The following is an 18,780-nucleotide window of genomic DNA, read 5'->3' as shown; positions in this document are numbered from 1 at the left end:
TATGTGTATAAATACTCCACTCAACTCCTTTATATGTGTTTATTAGTTTTTTTTTGTTTGTGTCAGAATTTACTCTTGACTTGTTTCAGCTGCGTCTGTCGCTACAGCTTCATCACTTGGTACAGCTGCTTCCTCATCAGCTTCAGCAGCTGCTGAACCTTCTAATTCTGCTTTTGACCAAATGATATCTCCTTCTGCCTCTTTCGGACTTGCAGGAGTTGTACCATTTAATGAAATAACATAAGAGGTTACTTTCTCGATCTCAGATGGTTTTAGTGTTTTTTCCCAATCGACCATTCCTTTACCAGGACGTCCACCTTTTGCAATGGTGTGGAAAATATTTTTAACACCTCCACCTAAAATCCAATGATCATCTGTTAGGTTCGGTCCGATTCCTCCACCTCCGTCTGCTTGGTGACACACCATACAGTTGGTTTCGAAAATCTTTTTACCTGCGGCTAACGAACTTTCATCTGTTAAGTATTGTGCCTCATCTGCAGAGATTAAATCCGCAGCTGTCTTTCTGTATTCCTCAATTTGTTCTTTGGCAATAGCCACTGACTTTTCGTATTCAACAATTTGGTTGTCGCCTCCAAATACGTGGAATCTCAATAAGTATACAACTGAGAAGATGACAGTCACGTAAAATAACCCTACCCACCAAGGTGGTAATTCGTTATCTAACTCTTTAATACCATCGTAGTCATGATCCATCAACAACTCTCCTTCATCACTTACTGATGTTGTACGCGTCATTTTTTGCATCAATCGTTTCACCCAAGGTCTATCAGCAAAAGCTAGGTTGTCTTGTTTTTCTTTCGCAGCTAACTCTTCTGGAGTCATTAAGCGATTGAGTACTTTATTCGTTGCAGAAGCTACAATTTCTACAGCTATGAGCGCGAATAAAAACAATCCCAACAAAATAAGCACCGCAGGATGATCGATGAAAGCAGGTCTTTGTGCAGTTCCGCCTGCTACCCATTCTACTAATACATAAAATAGCAAGAATAGTAATGGAACTCTTACATATACTGGAAAATACTTTTTCATAATTTTTCTGAATTAGGATCAACATTGTGCTTTTCGTCATCTAGAAATGGCATATTGCTCAATTCTTCAATCGTTTCTTTTTTATAGGTAAACACCCATACAAACAAGCCTACAAAAAAGGTAAAGAATATAAGCAGGGATATAATCGGATAAATTTCAATCCCTCCTATTGTCTCCATTGTATGTTTAATAAATTTCAACATAATGCTTTCTCTTTTTTATTATTCCTCAACTCTATTCTTGATGTCTGTACCTAAACGTTGTAAGTAAGCAACCATAGCAACAATCTCACGTTCGCTCATTGGAACGAACTCCTGTCCACTTTCTTTAGCTGCTTTTTCACTAGCTAAATATGAATTTTTATAATCCGGGTCTGTTTGGAAATTCAAGGCGATTTGCTCTCCTTGTTCTTTCATTGACTGTCTTGCATTTGCAATATCTTCATCTGTATAAGGAACACCAAGCGTTCTCATCACTCTCATTTTTTTCTCAATGCGTGAGAAATCCGCTTGTTTGTTATCGAACAACCATTTATATCCTGGCATAATAGATCCTGGAGAAGTTGATTGTGGATTATACATGTGGTTGAAATGCCAGATATCTGAATATTTCTGTCCAACGCGCATCACGTCTGGTCCTGTACGTTTAGAACCCCATAAGAATGGGTGGTCATATACGTATTCACCTGATTTTGAATACTCACCATAACGCTCAACTTCTGAACGGAATGGTCTAATCATTTGAGAGTGACATCCCACACATCCTTCACGGATATACAAGTCTCTACCTTCTAGCTCCAATGGCGTATAAGGTTTCACACTGGAAATCGTTGGAATATTGGATTTCACAAAAATGGTCGGTACAATTTGTACAATACCTCCAATTAAAATCGCTACGGTTGTAAGGATTGTAAATTGGATTGGTCTTCTTTCTAACCAAGTATGCCAAGCTTCTCCTTTTAAACGAGAAGCAGAAATTCTTTTTAATTCTGGTGCTTCTGCTAATTCGTCTTCTACTGGTTTACCAACTCTTACTGTTTTGTATACTAAGTAAATCAATACGAATAATCCGATTAGGTAGAACGTTCCTCCAATCGCACGCATGATATACATCGGCATAATTGCAGTTACTGTTTCAAGGAAGTTACCATATTTCAATGTTCCTGATGGATCGAAGTCTTTCCACATTAAGTGTTGAGAGAAACCTGCTACATATAAAGGTATCGTGTATAAGATAATACCCAATGTTCCGATCCAGAAGTGGAAGTTAGCTAATGCTTTAGAATACAATTCTGTTTTTGTCATTCTAGGGATTAACCAGTACACCATACCAAAAGTCATGAAACCATTCCATGCTAAGGCTCCCACGTGTACGTGAGCTACGATCCAATCCGTATAGTGCGCAATAGCGTTAACGTTTTTCAACGACAACATAGGTCCTTCAAACGTCGCCATACCGTATCCTGTAATACCTACTACGAAGAATTTCAACACAGGATCTACTCTTACTTTATCCCATACTCCACGCAAGGTCAATAAACCGTTAATCATACCTCCCCAAGATGGAGCAATCAACATTACAGAGAATACTACTCCTAAGTTTTGTGCCCATTCTGGTAGAGCTGAATACAATAAGTGGTGTGGTCCAGCCCAGATATACAAGAAAATTAATGACCAGAAGTGAATGATAGATAAACGGTAAGAATACACCGGTCTATTCGCTGCTTTTGGCAAGAAGTAATACATCAACCCTAAGAAAGGAGTGGTCAAGAAGAAGGCCACGGCATTGTGTCCGTACCACCATTGCACCAGTGCATCTTGAACCCCTGCATACACAGAGTATGATTTTAATCCGTGAACAGGTAATTCTAACGAGTTAAAGATGTGTAATACTGCTACTGTTACAAAAGTTGCTAAATAGAACCAGATAGCAACATAAATGTGACGTTCTCTACGATTGATGATCGTCATAATCATGTTGATACCGAAGGTAACCCAAATTACCGCAATGGCGATGTCAATTGGCCACTCTAATTCAGCATACTCTTTTGAAGTAGTAAAACCTAGAGGCAAGGTGATTGCTGCTGCTGCAATAATCGTTTGCCATCCATAAAAGTGAATGTTACTCAAAACATCACTGTACATTCTTGACTTACACAAACGCTGTAAAGAATAGTAAACCCCTGCAAAGATTGCATTTCCAACGAAGGCAAAAATAACTGCATTCGTGTGTAGCGGACGTAACCTTCCATAGCTCAACCAAGGAATACCATCGGTCAAGTTAGGAAATATAAACAGTACCGCTAATAGTAATCCTACAAGCATCCCAACGGCACCAAAAAAGATCGATGCGTAAAGGAATTTCTTTACAATTTTGTTGTCATAATAAAATTGTTGCACTTCCATAGTTGTTTATATTTGATTTTCTTTTTGATTATTTTCTTCACCTTGTTTTGCTCCTGTTTTCTTGCCCACTTTCTCTTCTTTTTTCAACTCATCATCGAACAACATGCGTACAGAAGGCGTATAAGCGTCGTCAAACTGACCACTTTTTACAGACTTAATAAAAATGTAGAGGAAGATCCCTGCCACGAAAACACTGATACTAATTAAGAAATAAATAACACTCATACCTCATTATTATTAAAACAAAGTTAACAATATATATTAGCTAAAAATATGATAAATATCACCAAAAACCTAATAATTAGTTTTTTTATTTTATCTTTTTTCCATAATAATTTGTCAATACAGTAACGAAGCTAATGATAGTAAACGTACTGATTGGCATCAAAATAGCAGCCAGTAAAGGCGACATCATATTCATAATCGACACCGTAATCCCAATCACATTATACGTTAAAGCTAGCACATAGCTGAGCTTAATAACTTTAACAGCTTGTTTAGAAAAAACCAAATAACCCAATAAACGGTCAAATACGGTTGCATCTAAAATTGCATCACTCGCTGGAGTAAATACATTGACATTTTCTGACACAGATACTCCTACATTACTTTGAGCTAGGGCACCTGCATCGTTTAGCCCATCTCCAATCATCATAACATTGCCTCCTTGTTGTTGTAGTGCTTTGACATACTCTAATTTCTCCTCTGGTTTTTGATTAAATGCCAAGGCGGTATCTTGAGGGAGGATGGCTTGTAAATAGGCCTTTTCTCCTTCGTTATCTCCAGAGAGAATACTCAACTTATACTGGTGTTTACGCAAATTTTTAAAGAGCGTTTCCAAACCAGGGCGGTAGTGATTTTCAAAGATAAACTTGCCAAAATACTGCCCATCAATGGCAATATGTACTGCTGTTTCGTTTATTTTTCCTTGCACATCAGCTTGTACTAAAGTGGCAGATCCTATTTTGTATTCTTTACCGCTAATTTCTCCTACAATCCCCTTACCTGCAATTTCTTCAAACTGGGTTGGCTTACTCACGACTTTTGCTTGTAAAAAAGCGTACAGTTTGCGACTTAGCGGGTGATTAGAAGCGCGTACTAAATTTTTTATATCGGTTTGTTGCTGTTTGTTCAACTCCAAACCTTCATATCGAATTGTCGATTGTGCATTTGTGGTAATCGTTCCTGTTTTGTCAAAAACAAGGGTATCTACTTTTGCCATTTGCTCCACGACTGTTACATTTTTAAGGAAGAACTTCTTGCGTCCTAATATGCGGATGGCATTTCCCAAGGTAAAAGGCGCAGTTAAGGCTAAGGCGCACGGACAAGCAACAATTAAAATGGCCGTTACTACGTTAAAAGCGCTGTTTAAATCAACAAAAGCCCAGCCAATAAACGCTAAAACAGATATGGTTAACAACGCCGGCGTGAAGTAGTGACTCACCGTATCGGTAATAGTTTTGTATTTTAGGTCAACGCGTTTTTGGAAAACCTCATTACTCCACAATTGCGTCAAATAACTTTGGGATACTTTATTAATAGCTTCGACCTCTACAGCCTCTCCCATTTGTTTTCCTCCAGCAAATAACTTATCTCCCGATTTTTTTTCTACGGGTATCGCTTCTCCTGTTACAAAGCTATAGTCGATAAACGCGCGTTCAGATAACAAAATCGAATCCACTGGCAGCAATTCTTGATTGCGAATCAAGAGGCGATCTCCTTGCTCCACTTCATACACCTGAATGGGTTCTTCTACTCCGTCTTTGCCTAGTTTTGTAATGGCAATGGGAAAATACGATTTGTAATCGCGCTCAAAGGACAAGAAGTTATAGGTGCGCTGCTGAAAGAGTTTTCCCAAAAGCATAAAGAACACCAACATCGTCATACTGTCAAAAAATCCCGGTCCTAAATCGAAAACGATATCGACCGTACTGCGAATAAACATCACTATAATTCCTAAAGACATCGGTATGTCAATGGTGTAATTCTTCGTTTTTATTCCCGTCCAAGCCGCTTTGTGATAGGGTGAAGCAGAATAGAAAAACACTGGCAGAGACAAAAACAAAATCAACCAACGGAAGAAACTCTTGTATTGTTCCATCCACACATCGTCTATATTAAAATACTCGGGAAACGACAACATCATCACATTGCCATAGCAGAAAAAAGCCACTCCTATTTTATAGATCAAACTGCGATCGATGCTATTGGGTTTTTCCTCGTAATTTTTCAAACTGATATAAGGTTCATACCCAATTCGGCAGAGCAACAAAACAACTTCCTTCAGATCAATTTTTTCGGTATCGTAGGTAATGGTTGCCTTTTTCTCAGGGAAGTTGACTAATACGCGGTAAACTCCAGCGTTCAACTTGTGTAGGTTTTCCAATATCCAAATACAAGAACTACAGTGTATATGGGGAATATACAAGGAAACAATAGCTGTTGTTCCTTCGTTAAATTCCAGTAGCTTTTCTACAATATCCGCATTGGTTAAGAAATCGTATTTCCCTTGTACATCTTCAGGAGTAGCTCCAGGTGTTGATTCAAGGTCATAATAACAGGTTAAATCGTTTTCATTAAAGATTTCGTAGACAGTCTTACAACCGTTACAACAAAACATTTTTTCATCGTAGTCTATACGATTAAATGCAGTAACACTGTTACCACAATGAAAACACGCTTTTTTCTCCATAAAATTTGCTCATTTACCTTGTACAAAGGTCTTGGTTAATTCTCCTAAAATTTATGACATTTATCAGTAAATACCACTATCTTTGCAGAGGTATTTCACCAATTACATTAAAATTAGTATATTCAGGTATGGGACGATGTGAGCAATGTATGATTAGAGAATTCAGTTCTCTAAAGGCTTTAACTAGAGAGGAGTTACTAGCTATTTCAGAAACAAAAACCCACTTTATCATTAAGAAAGGAGAAAATATTTTCTCTGAAGGGGATAGTTTGAATGGTGTTTATTGTATAAAGGAGGGATTCTGTAAATTAACAAAATTAAATTCTAACGGAAAGGACTCCATAGTTAAATTAGCAAAACGGGGAGACTTATTAGGTCAACGTTCGATTATCAATGAGGAGGCGTCCAATCTTTCTGCGACGGCTTTAGAAGATATGCAAGTGTGCTTTATTCCCAAAAAGGAAATGCTCGAAAACTTCACGGACAACAATAAATTTTCGTTATTGGTTACGCGCGATATCTGTACACACTTAAAAGACGCGGATCAAGATTTGGCCAATCAAACGCATAAAACAGTAAAAGAACGCTTAGCTATTATCTTGTTGAAACTGGAAGATTTAGGTGGTTCATCTGCGGAAACGCAAGCGTTAAACATCAAATTATCGCGTGAAGACTTAGCCAATATGGTAGGAACAGCTACTGAAAGTTGTATTCGCTTACTTTCTGAACTCAAAAAAGAAGGCATCATCCAACTCAAAGGAAAAGACATTATTCTCGTGGACAAGCGAGAGCTTCGTTCATTAGCAGAATAAATGCGAACTGTCGTTTTAATTTAATTAAATTCATCTATATTTTTATGCAAATGATGCAAAATAACTTATTTTCGCATTATGAAGCATACAACATTAGATTCGTTAAAACAACTCATCAGTTCGCCTGCAAAGCGCTTTACTATCATCCCCCATCGCAATCCCGATGGCGATGCAATAGGCTCTTGTTTAGGCTTATATCATGTACTAGTAAAATTAGGACATAAAGTAGAGGTAATCTCTCCTAATGATTACCCTAATTTCTTGGCGTGGATGCCGGGAACTTCCCAAATTAAAGTGTACGATTTTAATAAAACAGCCGGACAACACATCCTTAAAAATAGCGATTGCATTTTTACGTTAGATTTTAATATTCTATCGCGCACTGGCGATGAAATGGGTGCTTTTTTAGCAACCCTAACCAACGATTTTGTGATGATTGACCATCATCAAATGCCGGGTGATTATGCCAAGCTAACTTTTTCAGACACTTCTTTTGGCTCCACTTGTGAATTGCTTTATTCGCTCTTAGAACAAATGCAACTGACAGACTTGGTTGACCAAGATGCAGCGACTTGCATTTATACTGGAATTGTAACGGATTCTGGTTCTTTTCGCTTTCCGAAGACAACGGCTAAAACCCATCAAGTGGTGGCTGCCTTAATTGATAAAGGTATCGACAATCCGGCGATACACCACGCTTTATTTGACAATAGCTCATTCAATCGCCTACAGCTGATGGGAAGAGCACTGCAAAACTTGCGCTTGATTCCCGATACACAAGCTTCCTACTTGTTTTTAAGTGATCAAGACTTGGAGGAATTCAAACACCAAAAAGGCGATACAGAAGGACTTGTCAATTACGGACTTTCGATCGCTGGAATTGACCTAACCGCCTTCTTTATTGAACGTCAAGAGGAAGGAATCATTAAGATCTCTTTCCGTTCCTCAGGGAACCTCGATGTCAATCAGTTGGCTCGAACCTATTTTGAAGGGGGTGGACATATTAACGCAGCTGGTGGTAAATCAACCTTATCCCTGGAAGATACAATTAAACGCTATATAGAAATTGTAACTAATCACAAACAAGACTTTTATGCTTAACCTACGTTTTAGCTTTGCCTTGCTTGCTTTAGCTTGTATGATGACGAGTTGTCAAAAAAAAGAAGAAGCGAGAAAACCAATTTCTCAATCAAAATCTGTTGAGACCAAGCTATCTATTGATCGCAACATAGAAATGAGAGAAAGCGAGGAGGACATCTTCAAAAAGTACAGAGAACACGACACAGCCAACGAATACTTCCATTCGAACACAGGCTTTTGGTTCGCTTACCAACAACGAGCAGTCAAAGACTCCATCAAACCGGTCAAAGGCGATATTGTGCGATATACATACGAAGTTCACCATGTGAATGACAGTATCATTTACCCTAAAACGGCTATTGGATCACTAACGTATAAAGTTGACGAAGAAGACATACTGCCCGTATTGAGAAGTAGTTTAAAAATGCTAAAAGCCAAGGAGCAAATCAAAGTATTAACTCCATCCAGCTTGGCGTATAGCTATCTAGGCGATCAAAAGGCCATTGCTAAAAATCAACCATTAATCCTAATCGTTTCCTTGGAATCAATCACAAAATCTAATTAATAAAAATGAAAAAAATGACGAGTTTAATTTTAAGTTTAGTCGCTTTAGTGTCGGCTTGTACGACTCAGAAGTCAGATTTACCTGACGGGTTGTATGCGGACATAAAAACAAACAAGGGCAATATTATTGTGGAGTTGGCTTATGATAAAGCGCCAATTACAGTTGCTAACTTTGTGAGTTTAGCTGAGGGAAAAAACCCTTTTGTCGACGAAAAATACAAAGGAAAAAACTACTATGATGGAATTAAATTTCACCGTGTAGAGAAGGATTTCGTTATCCAAGGGGGAGATCCAACAGGTACGGGTGCTGGTGGCCCTGGTTATGTTTTTCAGGATGAGTTTTCTCCGGAATTAACCCATGATAAACCAGGTACTTTATCAATGGCTAACAGCGGTCCTTTTACCAATGGAAGTCAGTTTTTCATCACGCATAAACCAACGCAATTTTTAGATAACAGACATTCCGTTTTCGGCTATACTGTAAAGGGAATGGACGTTGTAAATAGCATTGCAAAAGACGATGTAATCGAAAGTGTGAAAATCATCCGTCAAGGAAAAGAGGCGAAAAAATTTGATGCTGTAAAAGTGTTTAAAAACTACTTTGAAGAAGCAGCAAAAGAGAAAAAAGAAAAAGAAGATAACTTAACAGCAGTACAAAAGAGCTATGCTACTAAATTTGAAGAGTTAAAAAGCACAGCAAAAGTGTTGGATTCTGGTTTAGCCTATGTGATTGTAGAAAAAGGTTCAGGTAAAAAACCGGTAATCAGCCAAGAGGTATATGTAGATTATGCAGGATTTTTTGAAAACGGTATGTTGTTTGACTCAGGTATTGAATCGATTGCAAAATCATTTGATATGTTTGATCAACGCAGAGCTGACATGAAAGGATACAACCCAATTCCATTTAAATTCGGTGCAAAAACAGGTTTAATCCCTGGATTTATCGAAGGAATTGAGCAAATGAATTTTGGGGATACAGCGATTATCTTTATTCCAGCACATTTGGCATATGGAGAGCGCGGTGTGGGTCCTATCCCTCCGAACACTGACTTAGTTTTTGAACTGAAGTTGTACGAAAATGCAGATAGAAAATAAAAAAAACTCCGCTAAAGCGGAGTTTTTTTTTATGCGCGGTTTGCTCGTTGCGCGGTTTGCTCGTTGCGAAGTTTGCTCGTTGCGAAGTTTGCTCGTTGCGAAGTTTGCTCGTTGCACAGTTTGCTCGTTGCGCAGTTTGCTCGTTGTTGTTTGTACGGGTTTGAAACAGTTAACAATAAACCAAAAAACCACCTATACAGGTGGTTTTTTTTTATCTCAATTGTTGATTTTTCAAATAGTCTACAGCATTTCGTCCTTCGTTAAATAAAAGGTCTAAAATACTGAGGTTGTTTAAAAAGCCGTTCTTATCGTCAAATACTTGAACATAAGGTTCAAATTGATTCTCATCTTTTTTGCCATTAGCTAAGTCTCTAAAATCGGTTATGCCTGCTGGAACTTCCTTAAAGTACTCTTCTGTTTTGTCATAGGTCCAAGTCACTCCTAAACAAGAGGTAATGATGTCGTGAATCTCTAGATTCAGGTCCAACAAATACTTGTAATCTTTCTCAAAAACTGGGCGTATATCGTCTTCAAAGTACTCAAAGTAAGGCGAAGTGCGGTAGGCAGCTTCTAAGCTCTTAAAGTGTTGTTTTTGCCAGCCAAAAGCGTATTCGATTTGCACATCTTTAAACTTTTGACCTGGTCCTACTTTGGTGTGTTTGATGGGAATATTCAACATTTGCATACCATTGGCATTGTGAATATACATTCGGTTTCTATTGGTTTGTTTTTGAAAGCTGTCTTCAACTTCAAAAACAAGCGCCTCTGCTTGTGCCATCGCTACATAGTGACTTATCGAAGGAAAATAAGTCGGATGTAGTAAAATTGTATTGGTCATTACTAAAACTTAGAATTCTTTTTATCTCTTCTTCTCTTGTACAAACTATAACTACCCCAACCTACTAAGATCACGACAAAATAAGGGAAATAAGATACTTGCTTGCCATTTCCATTTACGGTAATAAACATGCGATCCCAACGTATTTTATCCAATGCTTTTGACCAAGGAATCATTTGATCCAAGCTCATCCAAACAAATACTGGTTTTCCAACGATGTGATCTTCTGGAACAAATCCCCACATTCTACTATCTTCAGAGTTGTTGCGGTTATCTCCCATCATGAAGTAATAGTTTTGTTTAAAGGTATACTGATTGGTCGCTTGTCCGTTGATGAAGATTTGTCCGTCTTTGACTTGCAGATCATTATCTTCATACACGCGAATAGCGCGTTTATACATAGGTAAATTCTCTTCCGTCAGGGTAATAGTCTCCCCTTTTGCAGGAATGTGGATAGGCCCCAATTCGCTTTCGGTCCACGTTGGTTGGTTGTGGGGGAAGATATAATCTTTTGGCATAGCATATAAGCCAAGTTGAGCCGTATTTGGGCTTCTTAACACGGATTTTACGCCGCTAAAGGTTTTTAAATACGCTACATCATCGTTTGTTAACCCTTGAAAGAATACGCCGTAATGCGGGCGGTTCACATAGGTAACAGCCTCAGTAATTTTGCGCTCATTGATGATTGCGCGCAAATCTAACGTACCATCTGTTTCAACTAAGTAGCTATATTGTACACGTGCTCTATCGTTGAGTTGTAATTCTTTATCATTGATAAACACAACCCCTTCTTTTACGGATAAATTATCTCCAGGTAAACCTACAGCGCGTTTTACGTAGTTGGTTTTCTTGTCGATGGGTTTAATAACGCCAGGGCGTCTTACCGGATCATTGAATTTGTAAATAGTATCCACAGGCCAGTTAAACACCACAATATCATTGTGCTGTACTTTTTGAAAACCAGGTAATCTAAAATAAGGCAAATGTGGTTTATTCAAATAGGACTTGCTATGCGTAAATGGAATAGTATCGTGTACCATTGGCATGGCTACTGTTGTCATTGGGGTTCTAGCACCATAGTGAAATTTACTTACAAATAAGAAATCGCCAACCATTAAAGTTTTTTCCAAAGACGAGGTAGGAATCGTATAGGGTTGGATAGCATAGGTATGAATAACTGTGGCTACCACTACAGCAAACAAAATCGAACTAACAAATTCTCCAGATTCCGTTTCGGGTTTTAGCGATCGATTCTCGCGATAGTGTACTTGACCTACATAGTTTATGAAAGCCACGTACAATCCCAAAGTAACTACCCCTAAAATAGTATCTAGTGTTGATTTTTTTCCAAAACTTCTCAATGTTTCCACCCACACGACTGGGAACATAATTAGGTTGACAATTGGAATGAACAGTAGTATTACCCACCACCACGGGCGATTAATAATCTTCATCAATACGACTCCGTTGTATACTGGAACCGCTGCTTCCCATGCTTTTCTACCTGCTTTTACGTATAATTTCCAAGTTCCTATAAAGTGAACCACTTGGATCAACAGGAAAAAAATAAACCATTGTGCTATTGTCATACTATTTGTTTTTTAACTTCCCAAGTTACTTAATTTTTCAAATTAAGAACATCTTTCATTGAAAAAATACCTTTTTTATCTTTGATCCACTCCGAGGCAATTACTGCACCAAGGGCAAAGCCTTCGCGGTTATGTGCGGTGTGTTTAATTTCTATTTGATCGATAGTCGAGTCATAGCGCACCGTATGTGTTCCGGGTACTTGATCTTCTCTTACCGCATCAATATGGATTTCATTTGTACTTGATGGCTTGTTTAGCGTCCAACCTTCATAGTTAGAATGGGCAATAATTCCCTCAGCTAAGGTAATGGCTGTTCCACTAGGTGCATCTAATTTTTCGGTATGGTGTACCTCTTGCATATCTACCTGATATTGCGATAGATTGCGCATCATCTTGGCGAGATACTCGTTCAATTCAAAGAAAATATTAACACCTAAGCTAAAGTTGGATCCATAGAGAAACGCACTATTATGTGCCTGACAATACTCCACGACTTCGTTATACTGCGCTAACCAACCTGTCGTACCACTTACCACGGGAATTCCAGCTGCTAAGGCTTCTTTAATATTGTCAACGGCAATAGAAGGCACACTAAAATCAATAGCAACATCCGCTTCTGACAAGCTACCTGTTGTTTGATTGCGCTGTTTGGTATACACAATGGCATGTCCTCTCTCTACTGCTATGCGCTCAATGATTTTACCCATTTTGCCATAGCCTAGCAATGCTATTTTCATACGTTAGGATTAAATTAAAAGCGATATTGAACGTTAATCGCGTATTGATATTGTTGTTGTTGGGTTAAACTTTTTTGGTCGAACTCAATCACGGGTTTAATCGTCAGGTTTTCGTTGACGTTAAACTGCATTAAATGGGCATCTACATTGGCATCTACGATACTTAAAACATAGAATCCAATGGCGATTACAACAGATAAATCTCTATTCTTGCGGTAAAAATTTTGACCATCTAACAGGCGTTCTTCATCGAGTCCCGCTAGTGTTTCATCTGTTTGATCTACTTTCCCTTGCAAGCGATTTTTATACTCGTTTCTATAACGGTCGTAATTGCGTTGGTTATCTGCCCAAAAGTAAACAGGAATACCAATCCCAGCATATACTAGGGGCACTTTCCAGTACTTTCGATTGTAAATTTGTCCTAAGCCAGGAACAATTGTAGTATAGAATGCTGCACGCGATGGAGCAACAGGATCAATCGGTTTGTAAACAACCTCTTTATTTCTTTTTTCTTTTTTACTATCTTTTTCGAGTATTTCTTCTTCTTGTGCAAAACCTGCTAGATGAAAAAAGGTACTGAAAATAATTATCAATAAAACTTTACTTCTCACTACTTTTCTAAAAGTTTGATGATACGATCTAAATCTTCTTCTGAGTAAAAGGGAATGGTGATTTTTCCTTTTCCGTTGTGGTTGGCTTTGATATCTACCTTAGCGCCAAAAAACTTTCCAAAAGACTGTCTGTAGGTTTCCGGTACTACAGGTTGTGGTTTGGGTTGTGGTTTTACATTGCCCACGCCTTTATCGCCTTCTTGATATTTTTTTACCAGCGCTTCTGTATCGCGAACGGATAAATTCTCCGCAATAATTTTGTGATAAATATCCGTTTGCACGTCTAAATCGTCGATGTTAATAATCGCTCTACCGTGTCCCATGCTGATAAATCCGTCGCGGATTCCCGTTTGAATAATGGGATCTAATCGCAATAGACGCAAGTAATTGGCAATGGTCGAGCGCTTTTTCCCTACGCGATCACTGACTTGTTCTTGTGTCAGGCTGATTTCTTCCATCAACCGTTGATAGGACATGGCAATCTCAATGGGATCTAAATCGTGGCGTTGAATATTTTCAACCAAAGCCATGACTAAAGAATCATTGTCGTTTGCGATGCGAATATAAGCAGGAATCGTAGATAAGCCAGCAATTTTAGATGCTCTTAACCTTCTTTCCCCTGAAATTAACTGATATTTATTAAAATCAATTTTTCGAACCGTAATCGGCTGAATCACGCCGAGTTCGCGAATACTACTCGCCAACTCTTGTAAAGACTCTTCATTAAAATTTGTACGAGGCTGAAAAGGATTAATTTCGATTGCTTCTACATCCAGTTCAATGATATTCCCCACAACTTTATCAGCATTGGTATCGTCAATGGACTTGATATCGTTATCTGGGTCCTTCAACAACGCTGACAATCCTCTTCCTAAAGCTTGTTTTTTGATTGCTTTTGCCATAGTTTATCTTTCCTCTCCTATTTTTTAGTGATTCTTTTTTACTATTTCCTCCGCTAAATTAATATAATTTGTAGCACCTTTACTGGTTGCATCGTAATTTATGATACTTTCACCAAAACTCGGTGCCTCACTTAATTTGACATTGCGTTGGATAATCGTATCAAAAACCATGTCATTAAAGTGTTTTTGTACTTCTTCTACTACTTGATTAGACAAGCGCAGACGCGAATCATACATGGTCAATAGCAACCCTTCGATATCCAATTTAGGGTTGTGGATGCGCTGTACACTTTTGATGGTATTCAACAGTTTTCCCAATCCTTCTAAGGCGAAATACTCACACTGGATGGGAATGATTACAGAATCGGCTGCAGTTAATGCGTTTAGGGTTAACAACCCTAAGGAAGGAGCACAGTCAATGATAATGTAATCATAGTGATTTTTAATGGATTGCAATGCTTCTTTGAGCATATACTCTCTATTTTTCTTATCGACTAATTCAATTTCAATTGCGACCAAGTCGATATGTGCAGGAATTAGATACACATTGGGAGCTGTACAATCTACGACGGCTTCTGCTGGTGTGCAGCTGTGTTCTAGTACTTCATACGTACCAATTTCAACAGCTTCAACATCCACTCCTAATCCTGAAGTAGCGTTCGCTTGAGGATCGGCATCGATTAACAATACCTTTTTTTCAAGTGCTCCTAAAGAAGCAGCTAAATTCACAGAAGTCGTAGTTTTACCTACGCCACCCTTCTGATTGGCAACAGCTATAATTTTCCCCATTTTTTTATATCAAATAAATTTTGAGTGGTAAAAATACAATTATTTATCTGTATATAAAATCTATTTTATTAACATTCTCAATCGGTAACAATTCCATAAAAAAAGGGTAATCTCTTATCATCCAAAAGAATACCCTTATATTTTTTGCCTTTATTTCTTGCGAATATTGGCTTCAAGCATGTCCCACATTTCTTCAGGAACTTGGTCCAGCATATTAAATTCTCCTGCACCTTGTAGCCATTCTCCGCCGTCAATGGTGATTACCTCTCCGTTGATGTAGCTCGAGAAATCAGAAATTAAATACGCTGCTAAATTCGCTAACTCCTGATGTTCACCTACTCTGCGCAGTGGAATTTTTTTAGCTAGGTCGAATTTTTCTTTTAAATCCCCTGGCAATAGGCGGTCCCATGCGCCTTTTGTTGGAAATGGACCCGGGGCAATCGCATTAAAGCGCATGCCGTATTTGGCCCACTCAACAGCTAAGCTTCTAGTCATGGCTAAAACACCTGCTTTGGCCACCGCAGAAGGTACCACATAAGCCGATCCCGTCCACGCATAAGTCGTTGTAATATTTAGTACAACGGTATTGCGTTGTTTTTGTTCAATCCAGTGTTTACCCACGACCAACGTACAGTTCTTTGTTCCTTTTAGCACAATATCAACAATGGTATCAAACGCATTAGACGATAGTCGCTCTGTTGGTGAAATAAAATTACCCGCAGCATTGTTGAGCAATACATCTACTCTACCCCATTTGTTCAATACCGCTTGTAGCATCTGCTCTACTTGATCGTAATGTCGAACATCACAACTCACCGGAAAACATTCCCCTCCAGTTTGTGCTTCTAGTTCTTTGGCCGTTTTTTGGAGCTTCTCCATATCGCGAGAAGTAATGACAACTTTTGCACCAATTTCCATAAAGTAAGCCGACATCGATCGTCCTAATCCACTTCCCCCTCCGGTAACAATCACCACTTTATCTTTTAATGCCGTAGATGGCAACATTTTTTCTGTATAATTCATAACTGGTTTTTCTTTTGATATCTCCTAAAGATACAAAAAGGAAGCTGATTTCCTTTGTTCAAGGATTAAAACTTTCTTTTTATACAAACAAATCCTCTTTCTTTATTTTTCTGATAGTGGGTATAAATTACCGCTAATGGGGATATTCATCTTGATCCAAAAGAGATAATCATCAGATTTACATACATTAACTTATACTTCTTTTGGCTTTCTTCGGTAGTTGTTCGAGTCATGTTCGAATTTACTTGGGCTGAGGGCCATTTTACCGAAGGAGACTCGAACAAGACTCGAACAAGACTCGAACAAGACTCGAATAAGACCCAAAGAAAAGTCTTTGAACATTGGCGTGATGGATTAGTTGCTCGCTTTACCTCATCTAGTTTATATTTTGTTTGGGTATTCGATGAATTTTGTTATTTGGCTTTCGGCTTTCGGCTTTTGTTTTTGTGTTCTACTCATAAAAAATGCCCCAAAAAGTTTGACACTTTTTGGGGCATTTTGGGTAGATCTTCTATTTCTGAGCCTTATCAATGTGAGTTTGGATGATGTTCCAGTCGTAATAATGAAACACCTTGCCATTACTCATCATCACTAACATGCCTTTAGGAAATTTGGGATCCAGTGGCACAGAGGTTATTTCCAAACCATCGCATTCAATTGCTGCTACGGGAATGGTTGTGATTAGTTGATGTTGATGCGGATTTGTCGGTTCCCCTTCTCTTGGGTAAACCAGAATGGAATTGTCCTGTTGATTGGATAGGACGATATATCCCGTTGTTGCATCCTTTTTGTAGATAGCAATTCCTTCATGATCGCGTTTGGCATCCCCTTTTACAAAGAAAGCCAGTTCTTCGTTCCCCTTTACAGGGTCTGCATAATACTTGCGCACTCCTGCGGTTTCATCGGAGTAGTAGACATATCCCAATTCTTGGTCTACTGCTATGGCTTCAATTTCTTTCTTTCCGCTATACGCACCAAATTTACGCGCTAGTTTCAGTTCTATCTTTCCCTCTGCATTTGCTGCAAACGCATATTGCCATAAGTATTCATTCGCAGGGCCATTTTTACGGCCTACAATAGAGTAAAACACGGGGGGTTCACTGTCTTTTTTGGTATAGAGTGAAATCCCCATTGGTTCATTGTATTCTTCTGCTGTTTCTCCTTCAAACACTTTTAATCCTCCTCCATCAATAGGCGTTAATTCGGGTAGTTTAAAAATTCGAATGGCATTGGCCTTGCGCTCGGTGACTACTGCAATGTCAATGGTATCGTTTTTATAGGGGAAGTTGTAGGCAATATCCACGTTATTTGGACGAGCCATATCGGTGTATTTAGCCACAATCTTTCCTTCTAAATCAAAGGCGTATAATCCACCGCCTTTTTCTTTATCTGTTCCGATGATCAAGCGTTGGCTTTGATCTTTGTTATTGATCCAAATAGCGGGATCATCGGTATCAAACACGGTTTGTTCTGTAACCACTAGGGGTTGAATTGCATGGGGTGAAACGGGAGCTAATTTGTCTTTACACCCAGTGAGTAAAGTCAAACTCAATATAAAATAGATGGCTTGTGCTTTCATTAATTTTTCTTTTTTATCGTGTGTGTATAAATAACTTCTGCCTGTTGTGTTGTCGCTTTTACTACTTGAACGGTTAATTCGTCTTCTGCGATAGAAAAAGCCATAAATCCTGGTTCTGCAGCAGCAAAAATGGTGTGTTCCATAGTACCAGAAGGGCGAACTTCACTTGCAGCACCAGACAGGAATTGGGTGGTATAGCGCTCTTTTGGTTTAATGATTTGCAAATCGTGTTCATGACCACAGATATAGGCATCTACGCGATGGCTATCAAAGAAATCGGCAAATTTCTGTTCAAACCCCTGGGTATCTTTATTTACTCTTCGCTTGCCACCACTGTACATTGGATGATGTCCCACAACAACCTTCCACTGCACATCTGCATCCGCCTGCCCTAGGGTTTCTTCTAGCCACTGCATCTGTTTAGCTGTATCTTGCTCAAGCAAATCGCCATATTTTGCACTCTTGCGGTAATTGTCAATAAACGGATTAGTATCCATCACCACCAACAGTAGTTTTTTTCCATTTTCTAATGTAAACGTTTTGCTGTAATAGCGATCAGGCATATTCCAGCGTCTGCTAACTTGGGTATAATCTAGTTGCGCTTGCACATTGCCCAAGTAATCGTGATTGCCCAAAGCTACATACCAATTGGCGTATAAGGAAGGATTGGTATACACCTGTTCAAAAGAGGAAATCCAATGATAATCTTGCGTACTCGCTACGCCATTGGGATAGAAATTATCCCCTACGGAAACGATAAATTCTCCATCGAGAACCACCATGGCATTTCCCAATTCACGAGCCACCTCTTTTTGGTAGTAATCGCCTACACGACCAAAATCTCCTAAAACTAAGAAATTAAAACTATCTTCTTGATAGTTTAAACCTGGAATATTACGTCCGGAATACCCCGTGCTTTTTTCGTATTCAAAAGGAGTTTGTGCCTGTGCTAGTCCCGTGAAACTAAATAAAAATAAAGTGTAAAGTATTTTCTTCATGTGTTGTAAAATAAAA

The 18,780-nt window shown here is 38.7% G+C and carries 18 protein-coding genes; 4 read left to right on the top strand and 14 right to left on the bottom strand.

Translation table 11 applies throughout. The annotated features are described in order from the left end of the window. Positions 1 to 69: 69 nt before the first annotated feature. The 5 genes from H4K35_RS02160 to H4K35_RS02140 form a co-directional block, all read right to left on the bottom strand. Complete coding sequence (locus H4K35_RS02160) at positions 70 to 1,050, bottom strand: cbb3-type cytochrome c oxidase N-terminal domain-containing protein (protein WP_182625733.1); 981 nt, start codon at positions 1,048 to 1,050, stop codon at positions 70 to 72. Beyond that, positions 1,047 to 1,253, bottom strand: coding sequence for a cbb3-type cytochrome c oxidase subunit 3 (locus H4K35_RS02155; protein WP_158961321.1), 207 nt, complete (start codon positions 1,251 to 1,253; stop codon positions 1,047 to 1,049). The genes H4K35_RS02160 and H4K35_RS02155 overlap by 4 nt, the downstream gene beginning before the upstream one ends. Positions 1,254 to 1,271: 18 nt before the next feature. Continuing rightward, positions 1,272 to 3,455 carry a cytochrome-c oxidase, cbb3-type subunit I gene (gene ccoN, locus H4K35_RS02150; protein ID WP_182625732.1) on the bottom strand — a complete coding sequence of 728 codons (2,184 nt, stop codon included), beginning with the start codon at positions 3,453 to 3,455 and terminating at the stop codon, positions 1,272 to 1,274. Between the two features lie 6 nt (positions 3,456 to 3,461). Further along, a complete protein-coding gene (gene ccoS / locus H4K35_RS02145; RefSeq protein ID WP_182625731.1) occupies positions 3,462 to 3,680 on the bottom strand; it encodes a cbb3-type cytochrome oxidase assembly protein CcoS in 219 nt (72 codons plus the stop codon). 85 nt (positions 3,681 to 3,765) lie between these two features. Beyond that, on the bottom strand, positions 3,766 to 6,147 hold the full coding sequence (locus H4K35_RS02140; RefSeq protein WP_182625730.1) for a heavy metal translocating P-type ATPase metal-binding domain-containing protein: 2,382 nt from the start codon (positions 6,145 to 6,147) through the stop codon (positions 3,766 to 3,768). Positions 6,148 to 6,275: 128 nt separating this feature from the next. Here H4K35_RS02140 and H4K35_RS02135 point away from each other — a divergent pair, with 128 nt between their 5' ends. The 4 genes from H4K35_RS02135 (at position 6,276) to H4K35_RS02120 (ending at position 9,698) form a co-directional block, all read left to right on the top strand. Next, on the top strand, positions 6,276 to 6,959 hold the full coding sequence (locus H4K35_RS02135; RefSeq protein ID WP_182625804.1) for a Crp/Fnr family transcriptional regulator: 684 nt from the start codon (positions 6,276 to 6,278) through the stop codon (positions 6,957 to 6,959). 78 nt (positions 6,960 to 7,037) lie between these two features. Beyond that, a complete protein-coding gene (locus tag H4K35_RS02130; protein ID WP_182625729.1) occupies positions 7,038 to 8,060 on the top strand; it encodes a bifunctional oligoribonuclease/PAP phosphatase NrnA in 1,023 nt (340 codons plus the stop codon). After that, a complete protein-coding gene (gldI, locus tag H4K35_RS02125; protein WP_182625728.1) occupies positions 8,053 to 8,604 on the top strand; it encodes a gliding motility-associated peptidyl-prolyl isomerase GldI in 552 nt (183 codons plus the stop codon). The genes H4K35_RS02130 and gldI overlap by 8 nt, the downstream gene beginning before the upstream one ends. Positions 8,605 to 8,609: 5 nt before the next feature. After that, on the top strand, positions 8,610 to 9,698 hold the full coding sequence (locus H4K35_RS02120; RefSeq protein ID WP_182625727.1) for a peptidylprolyl isomerase: 1,089 nt from the start codon (positions 8,610 to 8,612) through the stop codon (positions 9,696 to 9,698). A gap of 211 nt (positions 9,699 to 9,909) precedes the next feature. On the opposite strand, the gene H4K35_RS02115 is transcribed toward H4K35_RS02120, so the two are convergent. The 9 genes from H4K35_RS02115 to H4K35_RS02075 all read right to left on the bottom strand — a co-directional run bounded on the left by H4K35_RS02115 (position 9,910) and on the right by H4K35_RS02075 (position 18,764). Further along, positions 9,910 to 10,536, bottom strand: a complete 627-nt coding sequence (locus H4K35_RS02115) for a WbqC family protein (protein WP_182625726.1) — start codon at positions 10,534 to 10,536, stop codon at positions 9,910 to 9,912. A gap of 2 nt (positions 10,537 to 10,538) precedes the next feature. Next, the gene (gene lepB / locus H4K35_RS02110) at positions 10,539 to 12,125 is read right to left on the bottom strand and encodes a signal peptidase I (RefSeq protein WP_182625725.1); all 1,587 of its coding nucleotides are present in this window, start codon (positions 12,123 to 12,125) and stop codon (positions 10,539 to 10,541) included. A 29-nt stretch (positions 12,126 to 12,154) separates the two neighbouring features. Then, on the bottom strand, positions 12,155 to 12,862 hold the full coding sequence (gene dapB, locus H4K35_RS02105) for a 4-hydroxy-tetrahydrodipicolinate reductase (protein ID WP_182625724.1): 708 nt from the start codon (positions 12,860 to 12,862) through the stop codon (positions 12,155 to 12,157). 14 nt (positions 12,863 to 12,876) lie between these two features. Then, positions 12,877 to 13,398, bottom strand: a complete 522-nt coding sequence (locus tag H4K35_RS02100; protein WP_286467425.1) for a DUF5683 domain-containing protein — start codon at positions 13,396 to 13,398, stop codon at positions 12,877 to 12,879. A 74-nt stretch (positions 13,399 to 13,472) separates the two neighbouring features. After that, positions 13,473 to 14,375, bottom strand: a complete 903-nt coding sequence (locus tag H4K35_RS02095; protein ID WP_182625723.1) for a ParB/RepB/Spo0J family partition protein — start codon at positions 14,373 to 14,375, stop codon at positions 13,473 to 13,475. Between the two features lie 24 nt (positions 14,376 to 14,399). After that, the gene (locus H4K35_RS02090) at positions 14,400 to 15,164 is read right to left on the bottom strand and encodes a ParA family protein (protein WP_182625722.1); all 765 of its coding nucleotides are present in this window, start codon (positions 15,162 to 15,164) and stop codon (positions 14,400 to 14,402) included. A gap of 150 nt (positions 15,165 to 15,314) precedes the next feature. Next, positions 15,315 to 16,187, bottom strand: a complete 873-nt coding sequence (locus H4K35_RS02085) for an SDR family oxidoreductase (protein WP_182625721.1) — start codon at positions 16,185 to 16,187, stop codon at positions 15,315 to 15,317. A 511-nt stretch (positions 16,188 to 16,698) separates the two neighbouring features. After that, positions 16,699 to 17,766 carry a phytase gene (locus tag H4K35_RS02080; RefSeq protein ID WP_182625720.1) on the bottom strand — a complete coding sequence of 356 codons (1,068 nt, stop codon included), beginning with the start codon at positions 17,764 to 17,766 and terminating at the stop codon, positions 16,699 to 16,701. Then, positions 17,766 to 18,764 (bottom strand): metallophosphoesterase, encoded by a 999-nt coding sequence (locus H4K35_RS02075; RefSeq protein ID WP_182625719.1) that lies wholly within the window; start codon positions 18,762 to 18,764, stop codon positions 17,766 to 17,768. The genes H4K35_RS02080 and H4K35_RS02075 overlap by 1 nt, the downstream gene beginning before the upstream one ends. Positions 18,765 to 18,780 lie beyond the last annotated feature (16 nt).

It is taken from the genome of Myroides sp. NP-2 (genome assembly GCF_014145665.1).
GTDB lineage: Bacteria > Bacteroidota > Bacteroidia > Flavobacteriales > Flavobacteriaceae > Flavobacterium.
The sequence above is the reverse complement of the archived record's forward strand: the minus strand, read 5'-3'. Positions and strand labels throughout refer to the sequence as shown.

What these genes read in the sequence shown, in the direction of transcription:
- ccoS (WP_182625731.1), bottom strand. Translation starts at nt 3,680, where the DNA reads ATGAGTGTTATTTATTTCTTAATTAGTATCAGTGTTTTCGTGGCAGGG.
- H4K35_RS02115 (WP_182625726.1), bottom strand. Translation starts at nt 10,536, where the DNA reads ATGACCAATACAATTTTACTACATCCGACTTATTTTCCTTCGATAAGT.
- H4K35_RS02085 (WP_182625721.1), bottom strand. Translation starts at nt 16,187, where the DNA reads ATGAATTATACAGAAAAAATGTTGCCATCTACGGCATTAAAAGATAAA.
- H4K35_RS02135 (WP_182625804.1), top strand. Translation starts at nt 6,276, where the DNA reads ATGGGACGATGTGAGCAATGTATGATTAGAGAATTCAGTTCTCTAAAG.
- H4K35_RS02075 (WP_182625719.1), bottom strand. Translation starts at nt 18,764, where the DNA reads ATGAAGAAAATACTTTACACTTTATTTTTATTTAGTTTCACGGGACTA.
- H4K35_RS02095 (WP_182625723.1), bottom strand. Translation starts at nt 14,375, where the DNA reads ATGGCAAAAGCAATCAAAAAACAAGCTTTAGGAAGAGGATTGTCAGCG.
- H4K35_RS02160 (WP_182625733.1), bottom strand. Translation starts at nt 1,050, where the DNA reads ATGAAAAAGTATTTTCCAGTATATGTAAGAGTTCCATTACTATTCTTG.
- H4K35_RS02140 (WP_182625730.1), bottom strand. Translation starts at nt 6,147, where the DNA reads ATGGAGAAAAAAGCGTGTTTTCATTGTGGTAACAGTGTTACTGCATTT.
- H4K35_RS02155 (WP_158961321.1), bottom strand. Translation starts at nt 1,253, where the DNA reads ATGTTGAAATTTATTAAACATACAATGGAGACAATAGGAGGGATTGAA.
- H4K35_RS02090 (WP_182625722.1), bottom strand. Translation starts at nt 15,164, where the DNA reads ATGGGGAAAATTATAGCTGTTGCCAATCAGAAGGGTGGCGTAGGTAAA.
- ccoN (WP_182625732.1), bottom strand. Translation starts at nt 3,455, where the DNA reads ATGGAAGTGCAACAATTTTATTATGACAACAAAATTGTAAAGAAATTC.
- H4K35_RS02080 (WP_182625720.1), bottom strand. Translation starts at nt 17,766, where the DNA reads ATGAAAGCACAAGCCATCTATTTTATATTGAGTTTGACTTTACTCACT.
- H4K35_RS02130 (WP_182625729.1), top strand. Translation starts at nt 7,038, where the DNA reads ATGAAGCATACAACATTAGATTCGTTAAAACAACTCATCAGTTCGCCT.
- H4K35_RS02120 (WP_182625727.1), top strand. Translation starts at nt 8,610, where the DNA reads ATGAAAAAAATGACGAGTTTAATTTTAAGTTTAGTCGCTTTAGTGTCG.
- dapB (WP_182625724.1), bottom strand. Translation starts at nt 12,862, where the DNA reads ATGAAAATAGCATTGCTAGGCTATGGCAAAATGGGTAAAATCATTGAG.
- lepB (WP_182625725.1), bottom strand. Translation starts at nt 12,125, where the DNA reads ATGACAATAGCACAATGGTTTATTTTTTTCCTGTTGATCCAAGTGGTT.
- gldI (WP_182625728.1), top strand. Translation starts at nt 8,053, where the DNA reads ATGCTTAACCTACGTTTTAGCTTTGCCTTGCTTGCTTTAGCTTGTATG.